This window comes from Pseudoxanthomonas sp. LjRoot127 (genome assembly GCF_964253495.1).
GTDB lineage: Bacteria > Pseudomonadota > Gammaproteobacteria > Xanthomonadales > Xanthomonadaceae > Pseudoxanthomonas_A.
Map to the genome: position 1 here is coordinate 3,563,100 of NZ_CAXUQR020000001.1, position 17,157 is coordinate 3,580,256.

General features: G+C 66.0%; 22 protein-coding genes. 19 read left to right on the top strand and 3 right to left on the bottom strand.

Going from position 1 to position 17,157, the window contains the following annotated elements:
* Nucleotides 1-11 precede the first annotated feature (11 nt).
* Nucleotides 12-419 carry a hypothetical protein gene (locus ACSQ19_RS16730; RefSeq protein WP_435998514.1) on the top strand — a complete coding sequence of 136 codons (408 nt, stop codon included), beginning with the start codon at nt 12-14 and terminating at the stop codon, nt 417-419.
* Here ACSQ19_RS16730 and ACSQ19_RS16735 read toward each other — a convergent pair.
* Genes ACSQ19_RS16735 through ACSQ19_RS16745 form a run of 3 tightly spaced genes read right to left on the bottom strand, consistent with a single transcriptional unit; the run spans nt 416 to nt 1,708 of the window.
* A complete protein-coding gene (locus tag ACSQ19_RS16735; RefSeq protein WP_435998516.1) occupies nt 416-997 on the bottom strand; it encodes a hypothetical protein in 582 nt (193 codons plus the stop codon). The genes ACSQ19_RS16730 and ACSQ19_RS16735 overlap by 4 nt on opposite strands.
* On the bottom strand, nt 994-1,350 hold the full coding sequence (locus tag ACSQ19_RS16740; RefSeq protein WP_435998518.1) for a hypothetical protein: 357 nt from the start codon (nt 1,348-1,350) through the stop codon (nt 994-996). The genes ACSQ19_RS16735 and ACSQ19_RS16740 overlap by 4 nt, the downstream gene beginning before the upstream one ends.
* A 58-nt stretch (nt 1,351-1,408) precedes the next feature.
* Entirely contained in the window at nt 1,409-1,708 is a 300-nt protein-coding gene (locus ACSQ19_RS16745; protein ID WP_435998520.1) for a DUF3653 domain-containing protein, read from the bottom strand.
* A gap of 163 nt (nt 1,709-1,871) precedes the next feature.
* On the opposite strand from ACSQ19_RS16745, the gene ACSQ19_RS16750 reads away from it, so the two are divergent.
* From ACSQ19_RS16750 to ACSQ19_RS16835, 18 genes are all read left to right on the top strand, one after another.
* Nucleotides 1,872-2,849 (top strand): DNA adenine methylase, encoded by a 978-nt coding sequence (locus ACSQ19_RS16750; protein ID WP_435998522.1) that lies wholly within the window; start codon nt 1,872-1,874, stop codon nt 2,847-2,849.
* A complete protein-coding gene (locus ACSQ19_RS16755; RefSeq protein ID WP_435998524.1) occupies nt 2,846-3,367 on the top strand; it encodes an XF1762 family protein in 522 nt (173 codons plus the stop codon). The genes ACSQ19_RS16750 and ACSQ19_RS16755 overlap by 4 nt, the downstream gene beginning before the upstream one ends.
* On the top strand, nt 3,364-4,305 hold the full coding sequence (locus tag ACSQ19_RS16760) for a hypothetical protein (RefSeq protein WP_435998526.1): 942 nt from the start codon (nt 3,364-3,366) through the stop codon (nt 4,303-4,305). The genes ACSQ19_RS16755 and ACSQ19_RS16760 overlap by 4 nt, the downstream gene beginning before the upstream one ends.
* A gap of 337 nt (nt 4,306-4,642) precedes the next feature.
* On the top strand, nt 4,643-5,782 hold the full coding sequence (locus ACSQ19_RS16765; protein WP_435998528.1) for a tyrosine-type recombinase/integrase: 1,140 nt from the start codon (nt 4,643-4,645) through the stop codon (nt 5,780-5,782).
* Nucleotides 5,775-6,164: a hypothetical protein gene (locus ACSQ19_RS16770; RefSeq protein ID WP_435998530.1), complete on the top strand. Its 390-nt coding sequence runs from the start codon at nt 5,775-5,777 to the stop codon at nt 6,162-6,164. The genes ACSQ19_RS16765 and ACSQ19_RS16770 overlap by 8 nt, the downstream gene beginning before the upstream one ends.
* A gap of 14 nt (nt 6,165-6,178) precedes the next feature.
* A complete protein-coding gene (locus tag ACSQ19_RS16775; RefSeq protein ID WP_435998532.1) occupies nt 6,179-6,904 on the top strand; it encodes a hypothetical protein in 726 nt (241 codons plus the stop codon).
* Nucleotides 6,904-8,781: a hypothetical protein gene (locus tag ACSQ19_RS16780; RefSeq protein ID WP_435998534.1), complete on the top strand. Its 1,878-nt coding sequence runs from the start codon at nt 6,904-6,906 to the stop codon at nt 8,779-8,781. The genes ACSQ19_RS16775 and ACSQ19_RS16780 overlap by 1 nt, the downstream gene beginning before the upstream one ends.
* Nucleotides 8,741-10,963 (top strand): phage portal protein family protein, encoded by a 2,223-nt coding sequence (locus ACSQ19_RS16785; RefSeq protein ID WP_435998536.1) that lies wholly within the window; start codon nt 8,741-8,743, stop codon nt 10,961-10,963. Before ACSQ19_RS16780 ends, ACSQ19_RS16785 begins: the two co-directional genes overlap by 41 nt.
* A 100-nt stretch (nt 10,964-11,063) precedes the next feature.
* Nucleotides 11,064-11,447, top strand: a complete 384-nt coding sequence (locus tag ACSQ19_RS16790; protein ID WP_435998538.1) for a hypothetical protein — start codon at nt 11,064-11,066, stop codon at nt 11,445-11,447.
* Entirely contained in the window at nt 11,444-12,523 is a 1,080-nt protein-coding gene (locus tag ACSQ19_RS16795; RefSeq protein ID WP_435998540.1) for a hypothetical protein, read from the top strand. The genes ACSQ19_RS16790 and ACSQ19_RS16795 overlap by 4 nt, the downstream gene beginning before the upstream one ends.
* A 15-nt stretch (nt 12,524-12,538) precedes the next feature.
* Nucleotides 12,539-12,883, top strand: a complete 345-nt coding sequence (locus ACSQ19_RS16800; RefSeq protein ID WP_435998542.1) for a DUF2190 family protein — start codon at nt 12,539-12,541, stop codon at nt 12,881-12,883.
* Nucleotides 12,884-12,896: 13 nt separating this feature from the next.
* Nucleotides 12,897-14,003, top strand: coding sequence for a hypothetical protein (locus ACSQ19_RS16805; RefSeq protein WP_435998544.1), 1,107 nt, complete (start codon nt 12,897-12,899; stop codon nt 14,001-14,003).
* Nucleotides 14,004-14,046: 43 nt separating this feature from the next.
* A complete protein-coding gene (locus ACSQ19_RS16810; protein ID WP_435998546.1) occupies nt 14,047-14,496 on the top strand; it encodes a hypothetical protein in 450 nt (149 codons plus the stop codon).
* A complete protein-coding gene (locus ACSQ19_RS16815; RefSeq protein WP_435998548.1) occupies nt 14,496-14,906 on the top strand; it encodes a hypothetical protein in 411 nt (136 codons plus the stop codon). Before ACSQ19_RS16810 ends, ACSQ19_RS16815 begins: the two co-directional genes overlap by 1 nt.
* On the top strand, nt 14,903-15,397 hold the full coding sequence (locus ACSQ19_RS16820) for a hypothetical protein (RefSeq protein WP_435998550.1): 495 nt from the start codon (nt 14,903-14,905) through the stop codon (nt 15,395-15,397). Before ACSQ19_RS16815 ends, ACSQ19_RS16820 begins: the two co-directional genes overlap by 4 nt.
* A gap of 5 nt (nt 15,398-15,402) precedes the next feature.
* Nucleotides 15,403-15,678, top strand: coding sequence for a hypothetical protein (locus ACSQ19_RS16825; protein ID WP_435998552.1), 276 nt, complete (start codon nt 15,403-15,405; stop codon nt 15,676-15,678).
* A gap of 6 nt (nt 15,679-15,684) precedes the next feature.
* Nucleotides 15,685-16,680 (top strand): phage tail tube protein, encoded by a 996-nt coding sequence (locus tag ACSQ19_RS16830; protein ID WP_435998554.1) that lies wholly within the window; start codon nt 15,685-15,687, stop codon nt 16,678-16,680.
* A gap of 25 nt (nt 16,681-16,705) precedes the next feature.
* Nucleotides 16,706-17,122: a hypothetical protein gene (locus ACSQ19_RS16835; RefSeq protein WP_435998556.1), complete on the top strand. Its 417-nt coding sequence runs from the start codon at nt 16,706-16,708 to the stop codon at nt 17,120-17,122.
* The last annotated feature ends 35 nt before the right edge of the window (nt 17,123-17,157 follow it).

The window sequence follows — 17,157 nt, forward strand, 5'->3', positions numbered from 1 at the left end:
AAGCTGGTGCCTTGAGCGCAGCAGGATCGCTCCCGTCCAGGGATGAGTTCGCCGATCTAACGCCTGACCAACGCTTCGTCGTCAAGCTGCAGGATCTCGGCCGCGTCAGGCTCGCCGCGCGTGCCGAGGTCGGCGGGCGAGTGCGGGGCTGGGTGGAGTGGGTCAACGACTCCGGAGAGACAGTCGAACAGATCGAGGTGGCGGCCATCGAGGCGCTCGGCTACACGTCCCACACGCTGTACAACCTGAGCGGAAGCGGCAGCGCCTCCGGCCTTGCGAGCGGAGCGAGTGAGGGCGGTGACGCTGGCCGCGCAGGCGGCACCGTCGATTACGCACCCGGCCAACGCCCGGACGTGTTCCCGCGCAGCCCCGGCTATGCGCCGGGCACGACATACACCGGGCCTGTGTCATCGCTTTAGAGGCCAAACATCCGCTCTAGGTTGGCGTATACCAAAACGCTAGCGGATGTCATTCCCAGGACCAACGTAAGTCCGAGCACGATGCTCCATACCCATTGATGCGCTTTTTGGCTTGATGCGCTGAATGAGCTGTATCGATTTTGTGCCTCATCGAAAGCTGGTCCTTGATGTCCGATGAGGCGTATCAAAGCCATCACGTGCACGTGCTGCCACACCATCTTTCCAACCTCGAATATTACGAACACTGCAAGCGAGCTTAGGCCGAATACCGCTACCAGCCGTGAAAACTGTGGCGCGATATCGCCCGCTGTAGCACTCCATGATGTGAATAGCGCTACGTAACCAACGGAAATAACAGCAGTCGTGTACGCGGACGATTTGTCCCACATCGATGTTAGTAGATCGATCAGAAATTTCTTTGCACTGTCGCGAGCTTGATTCCTAGCTTGATCGGCTATGTCTAATGCCTCGATCACTAAGCGCTCAACGTTCTGCACATCCGATCGGTAGTTCTCTGCGCCCGGATACTCCTTCACCAAACCCTCAAACCAATTTAGTGGGTTCTGCTGCTGGTTCATTTGTCGATCCTCGGTTGGTCTTCCTGTAGGCAGTCTTCGCCGGGGATGTTCTCCCAGCCATTAGGAAGCTTTCGGAACAGTTGGCCGTTAATGCACCTGAGTCGGCCAGCAGCGAAATCTTTCTTCAGTTGTTCGTAGACCGGATCAGGAGCCGGAAGCACTAGTGGTGCTTCACTCTGCGGCTGAGCTTTAGGCGTTGGCGGTCGCTCGCCATAGCGAGCGTTCCACGCCAACTGTGTTCTGCCGAGCAGGTGTACGCCTCCGGCGATCACTGTAGCCAGTGCTAAACCGATCAGCGTGATATGAATGATGCCGGATCGTTCCCGCGCCACCAGGTGTCTCGGACGTTCCATGTTCACCCCCGGACCGATCATACCCGGGGTGTAGGGGCGGCACCCCAACGGTGACGCTTCATCCCGCGCGAGTACCGACGTTCCGGGCGTGCCAGTCGGCCAGGTCAACGATGACCACCTTGACCGGTCCACGCCGAACAGGCTTTTCAGCTTCGCGGCGCGATTTCAGGCCGTCACGTCGAAGCTCCATGGCATCACGCCACAGCAGACCTGCTAGGCGCTGTGCCGTGATTCGGTCGCCATCCGGGCCGATCAGATGCCGGCCGCTGGCCGAGAAGCGCCAGCCATTCCACTGGCTGGGCACGTCGGTGAGGATCTCTACAACCGTAGGCGCGTTGCGGTTCAGCCGATCAGGCATGCGTCAAAGCTCCCGTTGGTGGGCTTAGAGCCACGCAAGCGCCATGCCAGCCAGTCCCGGAGCAGCCGCGCCCACCAGCCCCAATCGGACTTTGACATAATAGGCATTAGCTTACGCGCTAACCATCTGAATCTTCAGCGGTTTACCGATACAGGAAACATCGGTGAACCCAGCTTCCCAACCATACAACGACGGGCTAGACCGCGCCCATCCTTGCACTGCCGGCGACCATAGCCAGAGCGTCCCGGGCACGCACGAAGCCCCGGTTTCCGAAGTGCGGCGCCCACTCGTCCGCTACCACGGCGGCAAGTGGATGTTGGCGCCTTGGATCATCGCCAACCTTCCGGCGCATCGGTTCTATGTCGAGCCGTTCGGCGGCGGTGCGTCTGTGCTGCTGCGCAAGCCCAGGGCGTATGCCGAGGTCTACAACGACCTGGACGACGAGATCGTCAACCTGTTTCGGGTGGCGCGCTCGCAAGGGCAGCGCTTGGCCGAAGTGCTGCGCCTGACCCCATTTGCACGTACCGAGTTCGTCGATGCGTGGTTCCCGTCCGATGATCCCGTCGAGCAGGCCCGCCGCACCATCGTTCGCGCCTTCATGGGCTTTGCCAGCGCTGCCGTCACGATGAGCCGCGCACCGGCAAGTGCCGGCCGCGGTGGCCTGGCGCGCACAGGTTTCCGGGGCAAGTCGAACAGGTCCGGAACCACACCGGCACACGACTGGGCCCACTACCCGGATGCCCTCGCCGCGATCGTCGCGCGGCTTCAAGGCGTCGTCTTGGAGAATCGAGACGCGTTCGAAGTCATGCCACAGCACGATGGGCCAGACACCCTGTTCTACGTGGATCCTCCCTACGTAGCGGCAACTCGCGATGGTGGCAACGACTACCGCCACGAAATGACCGACTCCGATCATGCGCGCCTGGCCGAGTCCCTGAAATCACTGCGGGGAATGGTGGTGCTTTCTGGCTACCCATCGCCGCTGTACGACGAGCTATTTCCCGGCTGGCGCCGGATTGATCGCCCTGCATTAGCCGACGGCGCGCGTCCGCGCATCGAATGCCTGTGGCTGAACGCGGCTGCCGACCAGGCACACCGCCAGCCGCAGCAGAGGCAGCTGATCACAGGCGGTGCGGCATGAACGGCCCCCGCGTAGAAGAAAAGTTCGAACTGCGACCAGTGAAGCGCGACCGCGACGTACGGCCGTTCATCAAGGACCACCATCGCCACCACGGCATCCCCACTGGGTACCTATGGGGTCACGGCCTGCACGATTCTTGCGGCGAACTGGTGGGCGTGGCCACGGTCGGTCGACCAGTGGCGCGCATGCTGGATGATGGGCTGACGGTTGAGGTCACGCGCTGCTGCACGGATGGATCCCCGAACGCCTGTTCGATGCTGTACGGCGCCGCCAGGCGTGCCGCGATCGCAAAGGGCTATCGGCGCGGCCTGACATACATCCTTGCATCGGAAGAAGGCGGCAGCCTTCGGGCCAGCGGCTACGAACTCTTGTGGACTGTTCGGGGGCGTAGCTGGGACGCAAAATCGCGTCGCCGCGTCGACAAGCACCCGACGACGGACAAGGTGGCCTACGGATGGGGCGCGTGGCCACAACTCGAGCGCGGCTTGCCCCACGCCGCACCGGGGGTGTCGGAATGAAGGCACCCGCAACACAGCTGTACTGGAAGGAATGGGTGGGCGACATGGCGCTGGGGCGCTGTTCGCTCGCCGCCCAGGGCGCATGGGTGCGCATCCTGGCCGTGCTTCACCAGTCGGACGAATACGGGGTGCTGCGCTGGCCCCTGGCCGAATTGGCATCGGCCGCGAACGTTCCGCTGCGTTATGCGCGCGAACTGGCGACAAAAAGCGTGCTGAAAGGCAGCGACCGTTTCGATACCGACTTCGTGCACACGCCGAGGCATGCAGGGCGTGATCTGCCGTCGGTGATTCTAGTGAAGGCAGATGGCGGAAGTTGTTGGTTTTCCGCACGTTTTGTCCGCGATGAGTGGCGGCGAACGCAGCGTGGCGCCACCACACGCTTCACTGAAACCAACCAACCCAGCCGACCACCAACCGGACGGGTGGGTGAACGGCAAGGTGACGGCCCTGCTTTTGCTTCTGCTTCTGCTTCTTCAGGTATAGATAAATCTCTACGAGAGGATAGATCCCCAGAGGGCGCCGACGACCTGGCGCGCGCGCTTCGTGGAGTAGTGGGGTACAGCGAATGCGGGGCGTTCGTTCCCGAGCTGCTGGAAGCGAAGGCGGCAGGGGTAACACCGGAGCAGATCGTCAACGTCGCCCGCGAGAAGCAGGGCAAGTCGGTGGCCTACATCGCGCGTACCGCGATCGGTCGACAGCTGGACAAGCAACAGCAGGCCAGCGAGGTACCGGGTGCGCCGGCAGTCGCCGCAGTTGACCCCGAGGCCAGGGCGCGAGCGGACGAACTCCGCGCCATCGGCGACCAGCTGATCGACCTGCGGCACCACCGTGACCACACGGGGATGCTCAGTGCCGACGACTACACCGAACGCGCCGCGCCGCTGCTGGCGCGGTGGCGTGAACTGCAGCCGGCCGCGGCGATGGGGGCTGCTTCGTGATCTTCCCTCCCCAATCATTGCGCGCAAACACTGTTGTTACCCTTGGCGTGGAACATCCGCACGGGCTTGCTGCATCCCTTGTGGCAGTAGGCGGAACCGCTGGACGGCCTCGCCGTGGAACGTTCCACGGGCTTTGGAACAGACCGGCGAGCGGCGCACGTAAGCCATTGATCTGTAAGGGGTCTGGCGTGGTGTCCGGACCGGGGCGCTACGCGGCACCGCAGCAGGGGGGGCACCCCCCCTTTGTTCCACGGGCACCCCGAGGGGGGCGGCCCAACTACTGCCGCCTCGAAAAATGGGAAGGGTTCCCAAGGGCGACGACCCCCGGCGGTGCCGCGTGAACGCGCCGGACATCGCGCCGCTGCCCGATGGCGTCGCCGAAGCGCTGGCAGGGCTCCCCAATGGCCGCGAGTTGCCCGCGCACCGTGCGTGGCTGCTGGCGAGCGAACCGCGCTTCGCCGAGGTCATGCGGCGCGTGGAGCGGCGCGGCCTGCCGCCGCGCAGCCTGGCCGAACTGTGGCTGTGGCTGGTCCACCTGACCATCGACTGCGGGTCACGGCCGGCGACCACGGGGCAGTCGTACGGCCGCACGGCCGGCCGCTTCCTGGCGTGGGCCGCCGGCAACGACATCGACTTCACCCAGGTGACGCTGGAAGACCTGAACCGCTGGCAGCGCTGGCTGGCCGTGGAGTGCAAGAACGGAAACACATGGCGTGCACAGCAGGTTCAGGCGCTACGCAACTTTTTTGATTGGCGGCGCGCCTGTGGTCTGGCGAAGGCGAACGCCGCCGCCGACCTGCAGGGGCCGAAGGTCAAGCCCAAGCCGGCGAAGAAGTACACCGACGACCAGCTGCGCGGCCTGTTCGCCGCGATCGCCAGCGCCAACCCGCTGCGGTCGGTGCGGGACCGCTGCGCCACGCTGCTACTGCTGACCACAGGTCTGCGGCGCGAAGAGTTGGCCAGCCTGAAGCTGGCGCACCTGGAATTGAGCGCCGCTCGCGGCGTCGTGCGGATCGAGGGTAAGGGCGCCAAGGAACGCGAAGTGCCGTTCGAAGGGCCGGTGGTCACCGCGCTGCACGAATGGCTGGCCGCGCGCGACGGGTTGCCGTTCGACATCGACCGCGATGCGGTGTTCGTCGCGTTGACTGGGCCCACGCAGGGGCACGCGCTTGCGCTGCGCAGCTTCGAAGCGATGGTCGGCAAGCACGCGAAGGCGGCGAAGCTGCGCGACTGGGGCATCCATCGCTTCCGCGTGACGTTTGCCACGCAGCTGTACGACGACGGCGCGGATATCGAAACCATCCGTGCCCTGATGGGCCACGAAAGCATCGAAACGACGCGCGGGTATCTCGCCGTGTCGGAGCGCGCGCGACGCACGCGCCTGAGTTCAGCGCGCCAGCACCGCGTGCTGGGGACCAAACCAACAGGCACACCCATGTGGGCGCGCCTGGCAGCAGGGGAACTGTCGAGTGATTGACGAAATCCGATTCAGTGATGCCGGCGAACGGGCTACCGAGTTCGAACGCCGGTTGGTGGCGCAAGCCGGCGCCGTGGAAAACGAATGGCTGGACCTGGCACGCCGCATGATGGCCGTGGTGGGTGAAGACGCCGGCCTGCGCGCCTTCCTGGTGCTGCTGGACGAGATGGGCGGCGGCGAAGTCAGCGTGTGCAAGCGCGTCAAGTTCTTCCAGCGGTTGTGGACCGCGGAGCGTGATGCGCTGATCGTCAACATGGCGTCGCGCGAATCCGATCCGTGGCCGCAGGCGGAGATTGCCAGGCTGCTGGGAGTCTCCGCGCCGTACGTGCACAAGGTGCTGCGGCGGAAACTCGGGCGGGAGACGCGAGGGGGCGCGGCGTGATACGAACCCATCCCGTGAGCAAATCCATCATCCGCGAACGCAAGCCCCTGACCGCTGCCCAGTTGCAGCAGCGGCGCGATGCCGCGAAGAAAAGCACCGGCCCGCGCACCATGGAAGGCAAGGCGCGTTCCAGCCGCAACGCGTGGAAGCACGGTTTGAACAGCGCCATCCACGTGTCGCACTTCGACAGTGGGTTGCAGTCGCTGCTGGGCGCCACCGGCAAGCCGTGCCAGACGACGTGCCCGAAGTACCCGTGTTCGCTGGTGGATGAAGGCCAGACGAAGGCGGGCGGCAGCTGTCTGGACAAGCAGGTTTACGTGCAGGCGTTCACCGCGATCATCGACGCGCTGCAGTCAGGGAGCATGGAAGGCATGCACGGACTGATGGCGGCGGAAGTATCCGCCGCGCTGCAGATGCTGCACGAACTGCGGTCGACGGTTTCCACGCAGGGTCTGGTGATCGGCATCCCGATGGTGACCGACGAAGGCAAGGTGATCTACGACGCCAAGGGCGATCCGGTCATCGGCAAGTACGTCGCCAATCCGGGCTACCCGATGATGATCAAGACGCTGGAAACGCTGGGCATCAGCCTGCCGGAACTGCTGGTCACGCCGCAGGCGAAGGCCAAGGCCAAGGTGCAGGAAGAGGCCACCGACGCCATGCAAACCGTGCTTGGCGGCATCTTCCAGCGCGCTGCGGCAGCGAAGGGCGCAAAGGCGCTGCCACCAGGTGGTGGCTGATGGCGGTCAAACCCGTCAACGTCGGCATCCTTCAGGCGCAGATGCTGGACCGCGGCGTCTACGACGCCGACGAGTTCGATGCATGGATGGCCGAACGCGGCTGGGCATGGAGAGCGCTTGAACGCGGCGACTACGGCATCACCGTCGACGAAGCGCTGGTGGTCTTCACGTTCGAAGATCCGCTGCGCTGGGCGGAAACGTTCCTGTTCGAACCGGACAGCGGTGATCCGTATCGCTTCTGGGACTACCAGCGCCCCAGCATGCGGGCATGGATGCAGGACGTGATCCACCAGGACGGCGCCGAGTGCGGCAAGACGCGCGAGATCATCGCGCTGACGGCGTGGGCGGGCTGCACCGCGATGGGCGGTCGCGTTCCGAACCCGTGGTCGCTGATCGCGGCGCCCCAGCAGACGCACCTGGACGAAATCATCCTGGCGCTGGAAGAGCAGTTCGGCGTGGCTGACGGCGCCGGCCAGAAAACCCTTATCCAGCACTTCTGGCTGAAGCCCAAGCGCACGCCCCACACCATGCACCGGTTCCTCGCACCCAATCCGGTGCGACCGGACAAGCCGAGCATTGCGCGCACGTACTACCGCCCCGGCGGTCATGACGGCGAAGCGTTCCGCGGCGTGCACGTCAACGCCTTCGGCCTGTTCGACGAAGGCGCCAAGGTCAAGTCCAAAGTGATCTTCAGCGAGTTCTGGCGTGCGCTGAAACCGGGCTGCCGGGCCCGCGTCTATTCGGTGCCGGACGGCGACCGCGCCAGCGAGTTTTTCCGGCTCACGCAGACCGCCGTACCTGACCTGCCGGTCGGCAAATCGGGTTACCGCCTGTTCCGCTGGCAGCAGACGATGAAGCCTGCGCCGTTCTGGTCCGCCGAGCGTGACGCCGAAATGGTCCGCCGCTTCGGTGGTCGGAATACGCCGGGCTTCCAGCGCAACGTGCTGGGCGAACACGGCCAGGCAGAGAACCCCGTGTGGCCATGGGGCAGTCTGATGCCCAACGTGGTGGATCTGCCGGACTATCGCGTGATCAAGCTGCACGCCGATGCGGAGGCCGACACGCTGTCCATCGAGGTTATGGGCGTGAAGCTGTCGGTAAGCGATGGGCGCAAGGTGGGCACGTACGACACCCTGCGCGACGACGCCATCGACCTGGCCCCCATCCTGCGCGGTACGGACGCAAGCCGCCGGGCAGCCATGGCGGACATCTTGCGCCCACACATCCCGTTCACTGCGCACGGCTCTTTCTGGGCTGGCGGTGACTTGGGCGAGCGCAACGACCCCACGGAACTGATCGTCAGCGAAGAGGTGGGGCCCGTCATGCGGGACTGTGTCCGCATCAAGCTGCAGGGGTTTCCGTATCACCTGCAGGAAGACCTGATCTTCGTGCTGGACAGCCTGTTCAACCATCTGCCGTTCTGGGGTGTCGACCTTGGCAGTGCGGGCACGGTGGTGGTGAAAGACCTGTGCACCGTCGACCGATTCCTGGACGCCATGTTCGACGGCCGCATGGTTGGGTTCCACTTCCAGCAGAACGTCGAGTGCATTGGCGAAGACGGCGAAGCACTGGAAGACGACGACCAGCGTACCGGCGAGCGGCGCACCCTGGTGGCCCCCGCCAAGCACTGGGCCACGCAGTGCATCAGCGCCCGCCTGCAGGCCGGCGGCTACGCCATGCCGTACGACAACGACGCGTTGAACGCCATGGCCACGCAGACTGCGCGCGAGGGCGCCAAGTGGCCGATCTACAGCAAAAAGGACGACCACGTGCCTGACGCACGTCGACAGCAGATGCTGCGCAAACTGCGCGCCCTGCTGGATGACGGTGTCGGCCATGACCTGTTCGCGTCCGGCGTGGTGGAGCGCGCCGCATGAAGAAAAAAACCCACCGGCACGCCGGTATCACCGACTGGAAGACACCATGCGCATCATGAACCTGTTTCCCGAATGGCCCTGGCATGCCCGCCGCAAGGCGGCCACCAATGGAGGTATCGCGGCATCCTTGCGTGACGGCGAGGGCATGGGTGTGTGGCAGGACATCATGGGGCAGTGGCAGCCGCGCGCGCGCAACCCCTATCTGCTGGAAGCGCTGCGCGAGGCCATCCCCATCCTGGACGGCGGCATCGCTCGCCTGACCACCATGGACGGCATCCTGGAAGTCCAGGGCGACAACGACAAGCTGGTGCAGGAAATCGACGAGTGGATGCGCAACATCCCGGTCAACGATCTGGAAACCGGCTTCCAGGCGTTCTACCGGTCGCAGAGCGACGAGCATTACGAACAGGGCGTCGGTGTGGGCGAATTCGTCTACGACGCGCGAGGTCGTGAGGTGGTCAGCCTACGCGTGGCCGACAGCAAGGGCATCTGCTTCATTCGGCAGGATGGCGTGCTGCGTCCCTTCTATCGTGCGCCGTCGCCGGACAGTGATCGCCGCGCGGATGGACTGGGGCAGGTGGAACAGATCCTGCGCGGCGCTGTCCGGCACGACGTGCTGTCCGGGCTTCGCGCCATCGGCTTCGTTGAGCTTGACCCGCGCCAACTGGTGTTCGCGCTGAATAAGCCCGAGGCCGACAATCCGTACGGCACCAGCATCCTGCGCAGCATTCCTTTCGTGGCGCAGATCCTGCTGAAGATGCAGAACGCCACCGGGCGCGCGTGGGAGCGCTTCGGCGACCCCAGTTACCATGTGCACTACAGCACGAAGAACCCCAAGGTGGATGCCACGGAGGCGCAGAAGCGTGCCGATACCATCGCCACCAATCTTGGCAAAGCCATGCTGGCGAAGAAGCGCGGCAACAGCATGGACCTGGCTACAGCTGCCGCCAAGGACGACGACATCAAGGTCGGCGTGATCGGCGCCAACGGCGAGGTATTGGAAATCGAAGAGCCTGCCAGGCACATGCTGGAACAGGTGGTGGCAGGCTTCGGCTTGCCGCCCTGGATGCTGGGCATCACGTGGTCGCAGGCCGCAGGCATCGGCGAACAGCAGTCCGTCGTGGTGCTGCAGGAATCGGAAACGCGCTTCGCGGTGCGCAAGCCGCAGCTGCGCCGACCCATCGAAGCCATGCTGCGCGCGCGCGGCCGCACGTGGAAGCCCGGCGACTGGGATCTGGTGCAGCGCCTGCCCAACCTGATGGACGAGCAGAAGCGCGCGCAGGCAGGCTTCCTGCGCGCCCAGACGGCCCTGATGCTGGGCGAGAGCGGCCAGGTGGACCCGGCCGAGCTACGCCGCGGGATCGACAACAACCTGCGCACGCCGCGCAGTCCGCGCGCCGGCAAGGCGCGTACGAAATCCGACGACACCACGGAGGGCGAACCATGGGCACGCAACGACCCGGCACTGCCCGCGCTGGAAGCCACAGCGTCCAGCGCGCTGAAGCGACAGTGGCACGCCCTGGCCACCGATGCCCTGCGCACGCTGGGCCTGGACACGCCTGACGGCGAAGCGTTCGAAATGGCTCCCGGGACGGAAGCCATGCTGCTGGCGCAGGGCAATGCGCGCGTGCCGGCGATGGCGAAGGCATTGCTGGAAGCACAGCTTGGCGCGTGGGATCGCGGTGTGCGCAATGGCGCCGACGACCTGGACAGCGCGAAAGGCGCCAAAGCGTTGATGGATGACCCGGTGGTGCAGGCCGCGATCGCGCGGCTGAGGGATCGCGTGCGCGACTCGCTGACGCAGACCGGGCTGCAGCTGGTGCGTGACGGCTTCGCGCGGCAGTACCAGTCCCGCATCGTCGCGGCCTTGGCGTCCGGCGAGTTCGACGGGCAGAACCCAGTGAACGTTGCCCGCGAGTTGCAGCGCCGCTTCGATGGGGGCGACTACAACTGGGAACGGCTGGCGCGCAGCGAAATTGCCATGGCGCAGTCTGATGGTTCGCTGGCGCTGTACGAACAACAGGGCATCACGCTGGTGGACTACAGCACCGCGGAAGACGAAGCCGTGTCGACCATCTGCCGCGAGTTGGCCGCGGCTGGGCCGTACACGCTGGACAAGGCGCCGGTGCCGGTGCGCGACTCGCACCCGAACTGCCGCTGCGCCATCGTTCCGAATGCCTGACCGTTAACCAACGGGGGAGACGGCGCATCGGCACGTCTCCCAATCTTCACCCGCACAAGCAATTCACCGGCCCCGCATGGGGCCATTGCGGAGTGGAGCCGTGGACAAGAAACCCGAAGAACTCGCCGAGATCCAGAATCTGCCGATTCCGGAATTCTCCGAACGCCTCACGGGCCTGACCCTCGTCGACCTGGCCGCACTGCGCGAACTGGAAGCGAAGGAAGCCAACCGCAAGGGCGCGCTGGAAGCCATCGACGAACTGGTCGCCAAGCTGGAAGCCGCTGCCGCCGATGCGCAGCGTGACCCGAGCCCGTCGCTGACCGTGCAGACGGAGGCCGCGCCGGCACCGTCCGATGATGCGCCCGCCTGGCAGCGCGAGGACTACGCCGGCCCGCTGGACATCGAGCAGGCTTCGTGGCGCAACGCCAACCTGAAGCCGGTCGTGGCGGCCACCAAGCCGGTGAAGGCGCCGAAGACCAAGTGAGCGGCCTGCACAAATCGCTGACGCTGTGCATCAAGGCGGCCGGTGATCCGACCGCCGACCAGCTGGCCGCCATTCGCCCGTACATGCTGGCGGACCTGCCGCCGGAACAGCTGTACGTGCGTACGTTCGCCCTGGCGCACAACGCCATCGACCGCGACGACGAGGCGTTCGACGACTCGCTGCTGGCCGACTTCGCCCGCACGTTGCCGGGCAAGGGGCTTTTCATCAAGCACCCGTCTGGCTGGGATGGTGATTCCGGTCCGGGCGAAGGCCGTTTTTTCCACGCCGAACTGCAGACCATGAGTCACGCGGAGGCGCGCACGCTGCTGCGCCAGCCCGACCTGACCTGGCCGCCCGGCGTCACCACCGCCACCATCCTGATGGCCAGCGCGTACATGGTGCGCACCGAAGGCAACAAGGATCTGCTGCTGAAGGCAGACGCCGGCATCGTGTCGGATGTGTCCATCGGCTTCACCGCCAAGCGTGGCGACTACTTCCGCGACGAAGCGGGCCGCGAAATGCAGGCCCGCCGTCTGACTTCCCCCGGCGAAGCGCTGGAAGGCTCGCTGGTCTGGCTGGGTGCGCAACCCGGCGCCCGCGCCATCAAGGGCGCATCCCGTACCGAGGAACCCACCGTGGACCTGCAGAAACTGTTCGACGATGCCAAGGCCGCCAACACGGACTTGCAGAAGAAGCTGGACGCCGCGTCGCCGTCGCACGACATCGTCGTCAAGGCGCGCGAAGCGCTGGGTGACAACGCCCACCTGATCGAAAAGCCGGCCGACCTGGCAGCGCTGGTCGATGCGGGCAAGGCGCACCGCGACAGCCTGATCGACACCATCGTGCAGGGCGAGCGCACCGCCGGCCTGTGCGGCGACGACGAAGAGTCCGTCGCCGCGGCCAAGGCCATCTACGCCGGCCAGCCGCTGGCGTCGCTGCAGAAGCGCGCCAGCGCCGTGCAGGCGAAGGCGCCGAAGAACGGCAACGTCACCCCCACCACCCCCGCCGCGCCCGAGCGCACCGACGAAGGCACGAAGGGTGCCCCGCCGGTGTTCGCCGCCGCGTTCAACGCCTGACCGGAGAGCACGACCATGGGTCTTCAGCTGCGCAGCCCGTCCAACCAGATCCGTGGCCTGCAGTTCGCTGCCACGGGTGCCACCGTCGCCAAGGTGCCGCATGTGCACAACACTCGCGCGTTCATCCCGATGAACTCCGCGGACGCTGCGGCCAGCAACGAACACATCTACGAATCGGAGGTTTCGGGCGCCCCGAAAACCACCGGCGAGGCGTGGACGGTGGGCCAGGCGATCTACTGGGACAACACCAACAAGCGCTTCACCACCACCGCATCGGGCAACACGGCCTGCGGCTTCGCCCTCGCTCCGGCGTTGGCGGGCGACACCGTCACCCCGCTGTTCCTCTTCAAGAGCTTCTAAGGGCCACGCCGACATGAAACTGAACATCGATTACGCGGCCCTGCAGGCCAAGGGCAACGAAGGCGCGCAGCGCACCGCGCTGTTCAACAGCCTGAAGGCCGCGCTGCTGTATGCGCCCATCATGCTGGCGTGCATGTCGCCGGCCGAAGTGGCCAAGGCGTCGCTGAACCCCATGTCCCGCATCGCGGGCGTGGAAGACGGCAAGGGTCTGGACGATGCCCGCGTCAAGGGGTTCCTGCAGTCGGACCGTGCCGCCCCCGTGGTGGGTGCGAAGTGGGCCACCCCGGGCGACAACCCGGTGCTGCAGCAGGTCACCAGCAGCGTGGTGCAGTTCTTCCAGGACAACGTGCGCGACATGGACCTGGGTTACCAGGTGCTGTTCGACGACGTGCCCGGTCTGCTGGGGTCCAACCAGGACCACTTCGAGCTGATGAACGCCAGCATGGGTTTCACGTGGTCGCAGCAGAAGCCCGGCGGCATCATCAAGCCGCGCCGCGAGATCACCGAAGCCAAGGTGTCGGTGCCTTACCTGAGCTACGTGGAAGGCTTCAGCCTGCTGGATGAGTGGCTGCAGTTCAGCAAGTATTACCACGTGGAAGAGGCGGTCAACGAGTTCGTTTCGACGTACTACGACCAGAAGGCCAGCCGCCACTATGGCCTGATCACCGGCCAGGGCGCCGGCATCAATGTGGCGTTCGCCACCGATGCGGCCACCACCTTCAACAAGGCGGTGGCGGGCATCCTGCGCAAGTGCCAGGCCAAGGGCTACGCCCTGGGCAGCAACCCGCAGGTGGACATCCTGGTCAGCCCGGAAAACGTCGGCTACGTGCTGGCCTTCCTGGACGCGACGCGCGGCAGCCCCATGATCGCCTTCGGTACGCAGAAGCAGCCGATTGCCTTCAGCGTGCGCAACGTGATCGTGACCACGAAGGTGCCGGCCAACGACGCCAACTACTACGTGGTTCTGCCCGGCCGCAAGAACAAGCGCGCCGACTGGAAGCCGCTGACGGTGGAAAGCAAGCGCGAGCCCGCAGCGTCGGCCGAAGACTGGTACGGCAAGGGCCAGTACAACGCGATCGTCGGCGACGCCGACCAGATCGCCCGCGTGGCGCTGGCCTGATCGGGGACGCGATGGCCCGGGGCAACCCGGGCCATCCGCATGCATGGCGGCCAAGGTCAAGATCCAGGACATCACCGACGCCGGTTTCCGACCGGAGCAGTTCGGCACGCCCGCTGATTGGGCCAATGACAGCGCCGGCTATCTCTCCCGCCTGATCGCCCGGGCCGAGCAGTGGGCCATCGGCCGCTTCGGCGCCGGCTATGCCGCCGTGCCGGAAGAAAGCACGACCCACGAACGCCTGCGTTCCGCCGAACTGTGCTGGGTATCGGGCCACCTGTGGAAGCGCCGCGCGGCGTTCATCGACAGCAACGCCACCGGCGCGCGCGAAGGATTGGACTATCTGAACCGTCGCGAATACGAAAGCCAGGCACAGCGTGCCTTCGAATGCGCGGACGACAATATGGCACTGGCCCTGGGCATCACCGCGACCGGTACCGGCGCCGCGCTGGCGCACGTGGAGACCGGCCCGTACGCAGCGGCGGGGGTGGACTGATGTTCCGCACCGTCGTGGACGCCAACGAAACGGTGAAGCTGCTGGACGTGTCGGCACGCAACAGCCGCGCCGCCGCGCGCACCCTGATGCGGACGCTGGCCATCCAGTTGCAGCGCGCCGCGGTGAAGCGGTCCACCGGCCCCAAGTCTGCCGCTGCGGGCGCTTATCCCATTCCGCGGCGCACAGGCACGCATGTGCGCGGCTTCGCCATGGAACTGAGCGACCGGTCGGCCATCGTCTTCAACGCCAACGTGTACGCCCGCAGCCTGCACGACGGCTTCAAGCCGTACGGAAACCCGCATGCCCGGCCGATGCCGGCGCGCCCCTACTTCGACGACGCGATGGAAAAGGATCTGGACGTCGACGCCGCGCTGGCTGCCGCCGACAAGGTGCTGGGGGAGGGCGCATGATCGCCGCCGCCCGCGCCGCGCTGATGGCACTGATGGTCGGCGACCCGCAGTTCATCACCGCCATGCAGGCGCTGAAACTGGGTAGCACCGGCGCGGCCGTCACGCCCAAGCGCCTGAAGGGCAATCGGCGCTTCGACCAGATCGGCGCCGAGCATTTCCCGTGCTGGCTGCACGACACCGGCGACCAGCAGCCAGGCCCGGCATCGGCTGATGGCGACGCCATGGGGCTGACGATCAACAGCCATCAGCAGGAATGGGTGGCCGACATCGTGCTGTCGCTGGTATGGCACCAGCAGGACTACGACACCAGCGTGGATCAAACCGACGCGATCGGTCCGGCGCTGGTGCAGCTGCTGCTGCGCAATCCCTCACTGGACGACACCTGCGACATGGCCTACGTGGCCGACGTCGTGACCGACCGCAACTACAACCACCCCGTGCATGCCGCCACGTTCACCGTGCGCGTGCATGGCGTCATCCACCGCGAGTGACCGCCATGAAGAACAGTGCTTCCCGTGAAACATCGCAGGCCGCCGCCCAGCCCCCCGTCGTGCGCGTTCGCATCGTGCTGCGCCCGGGCGCCGTGAAGCTGGGCGACTGGAAAGGCGGCGAGATCGTCGATTGCACCCCCGAACAGGCAGAAGCGCTGCTGGCGAAAGGCTGCCAGCTTGCGGACGCCGACCAGAACGCTGCCGCCCCCGCCGACGCCGACGCTGCCGCCGCAGCGGCAGGCGAGGGCGGCGGCGCCTCTTCCACGCCTTCCGCGGAGTAAGCCCCCATGCCACAGGCCACCGGTGCACTGACCAAACTGCTGGGCCTTACCCAGTCCGCCTTCAAGGAAGTGCCCGTGTCTCCGGACGCGGAAATTCTGTACGTGCGCACGTACGACTACGCAGCCAACCAGCCGCTGGAAAACGACCCCACCCTGGCCGGCGGCCTGCGCGGCAACCTGCGTGGCGAGCGTGGCCGCGTGGATGGCAGCGGAAGCGCGGTGGTTACCCTGGGCACCAGCATCGGCTTCTGGCTGAAGCACCTGGTGGGGGCGCCGACCACCACGGGCGCGTCCTCCCCGTACACGCATACCTTCCAGGTGGGTGGCGGCGCCAATGCCATCCCGCCGGCCATGCTGATCGAACGCGACTACAGCAGCCGAATTGCCACGCCCGGCCGCTACGAACGCGACATGGATATGCGCATCGAGTCGGCCACCTTCGCCTTCAGCACGGGGTCGCCGTTCCAGCAGGCCACGTTCAACCTGCGCGGCGCCAGCCTGTCGACCCAGCCCGGTGCACCGGTTGACGCATCGCCGACCGACTACGGCCACGCTGGCTGGGGCGTTTCCGGCGTGACGCTGGAACTGGACGGCGGCGCCACGCAGGTGTGCGTGGAAACGCTCAACGTGACCTGGAACAACGACCTGGACACGGACCTGTATTGCCTCAACGACGGCGGGCAGCGGCACGACCTGCCGGAAGGCCAGGTGCTGGTCAGCGGCGATGGCGTGGCGCAGTTCGACACGCCGGCCCTGCGTACGAAGGCGCTGGCCGGTACCGACCTGGCGCTGAAAGTCACGCTGAAGCGCGGCACCGGTGCGGGCACGGCCGGCAATGAACAGCTGGAACTGACCATCCCCGTGTCGGTGATCGAGGCGCCGGCCGCGCCCATCAGCGGCCCGCGCGGGCTGAAGCAGAACTTCACCTTCCAGGCATACCGCGCCACCGGCGCGGAACTGGCCGTCACGTGGGTGCTGAAGAGCCCCCGCGCGGCGATCTGACGCAACAACCAAAGGAGCGGCGGCGGTGTTTCGACTGGCGGATATCGGCAAGGTGTGGGTACCGGTGGCATTGCCCATCGGCGAGGACGGCGCGGGCACGCAGATCCATCTGCGCATGCGCCTGCTGACGCGCAAGGAACTGCGCGAGCGCGAGCGCAGCGCCATGGTGCGCACGGCCAGCGAGCTGGTGGCCACCGCGGAGAAAATCCGCACGACGGAAGACCTGCAGCGCGTGTTCGACGCGGTCACGCAGGTGGAGGCCAGCGACCTGCAGGAACTGGCCGACCGCATCGACGACTGGCGCGACGTGTACGACGACGCGGGCGCGCCGCAGGCGTTCAGCGCAGAGCGCTTGGCCGCCTGCATGGACTACCAGTGGTTCTTCCAGGCCGCGCGCGAAGCGCTGTTCAAGGCCAGCCGCGAAGGGGTGGCAAAAAACTAGAAGCCTGGGCCCGGTGGATTGCCGGGGCGGGTCCA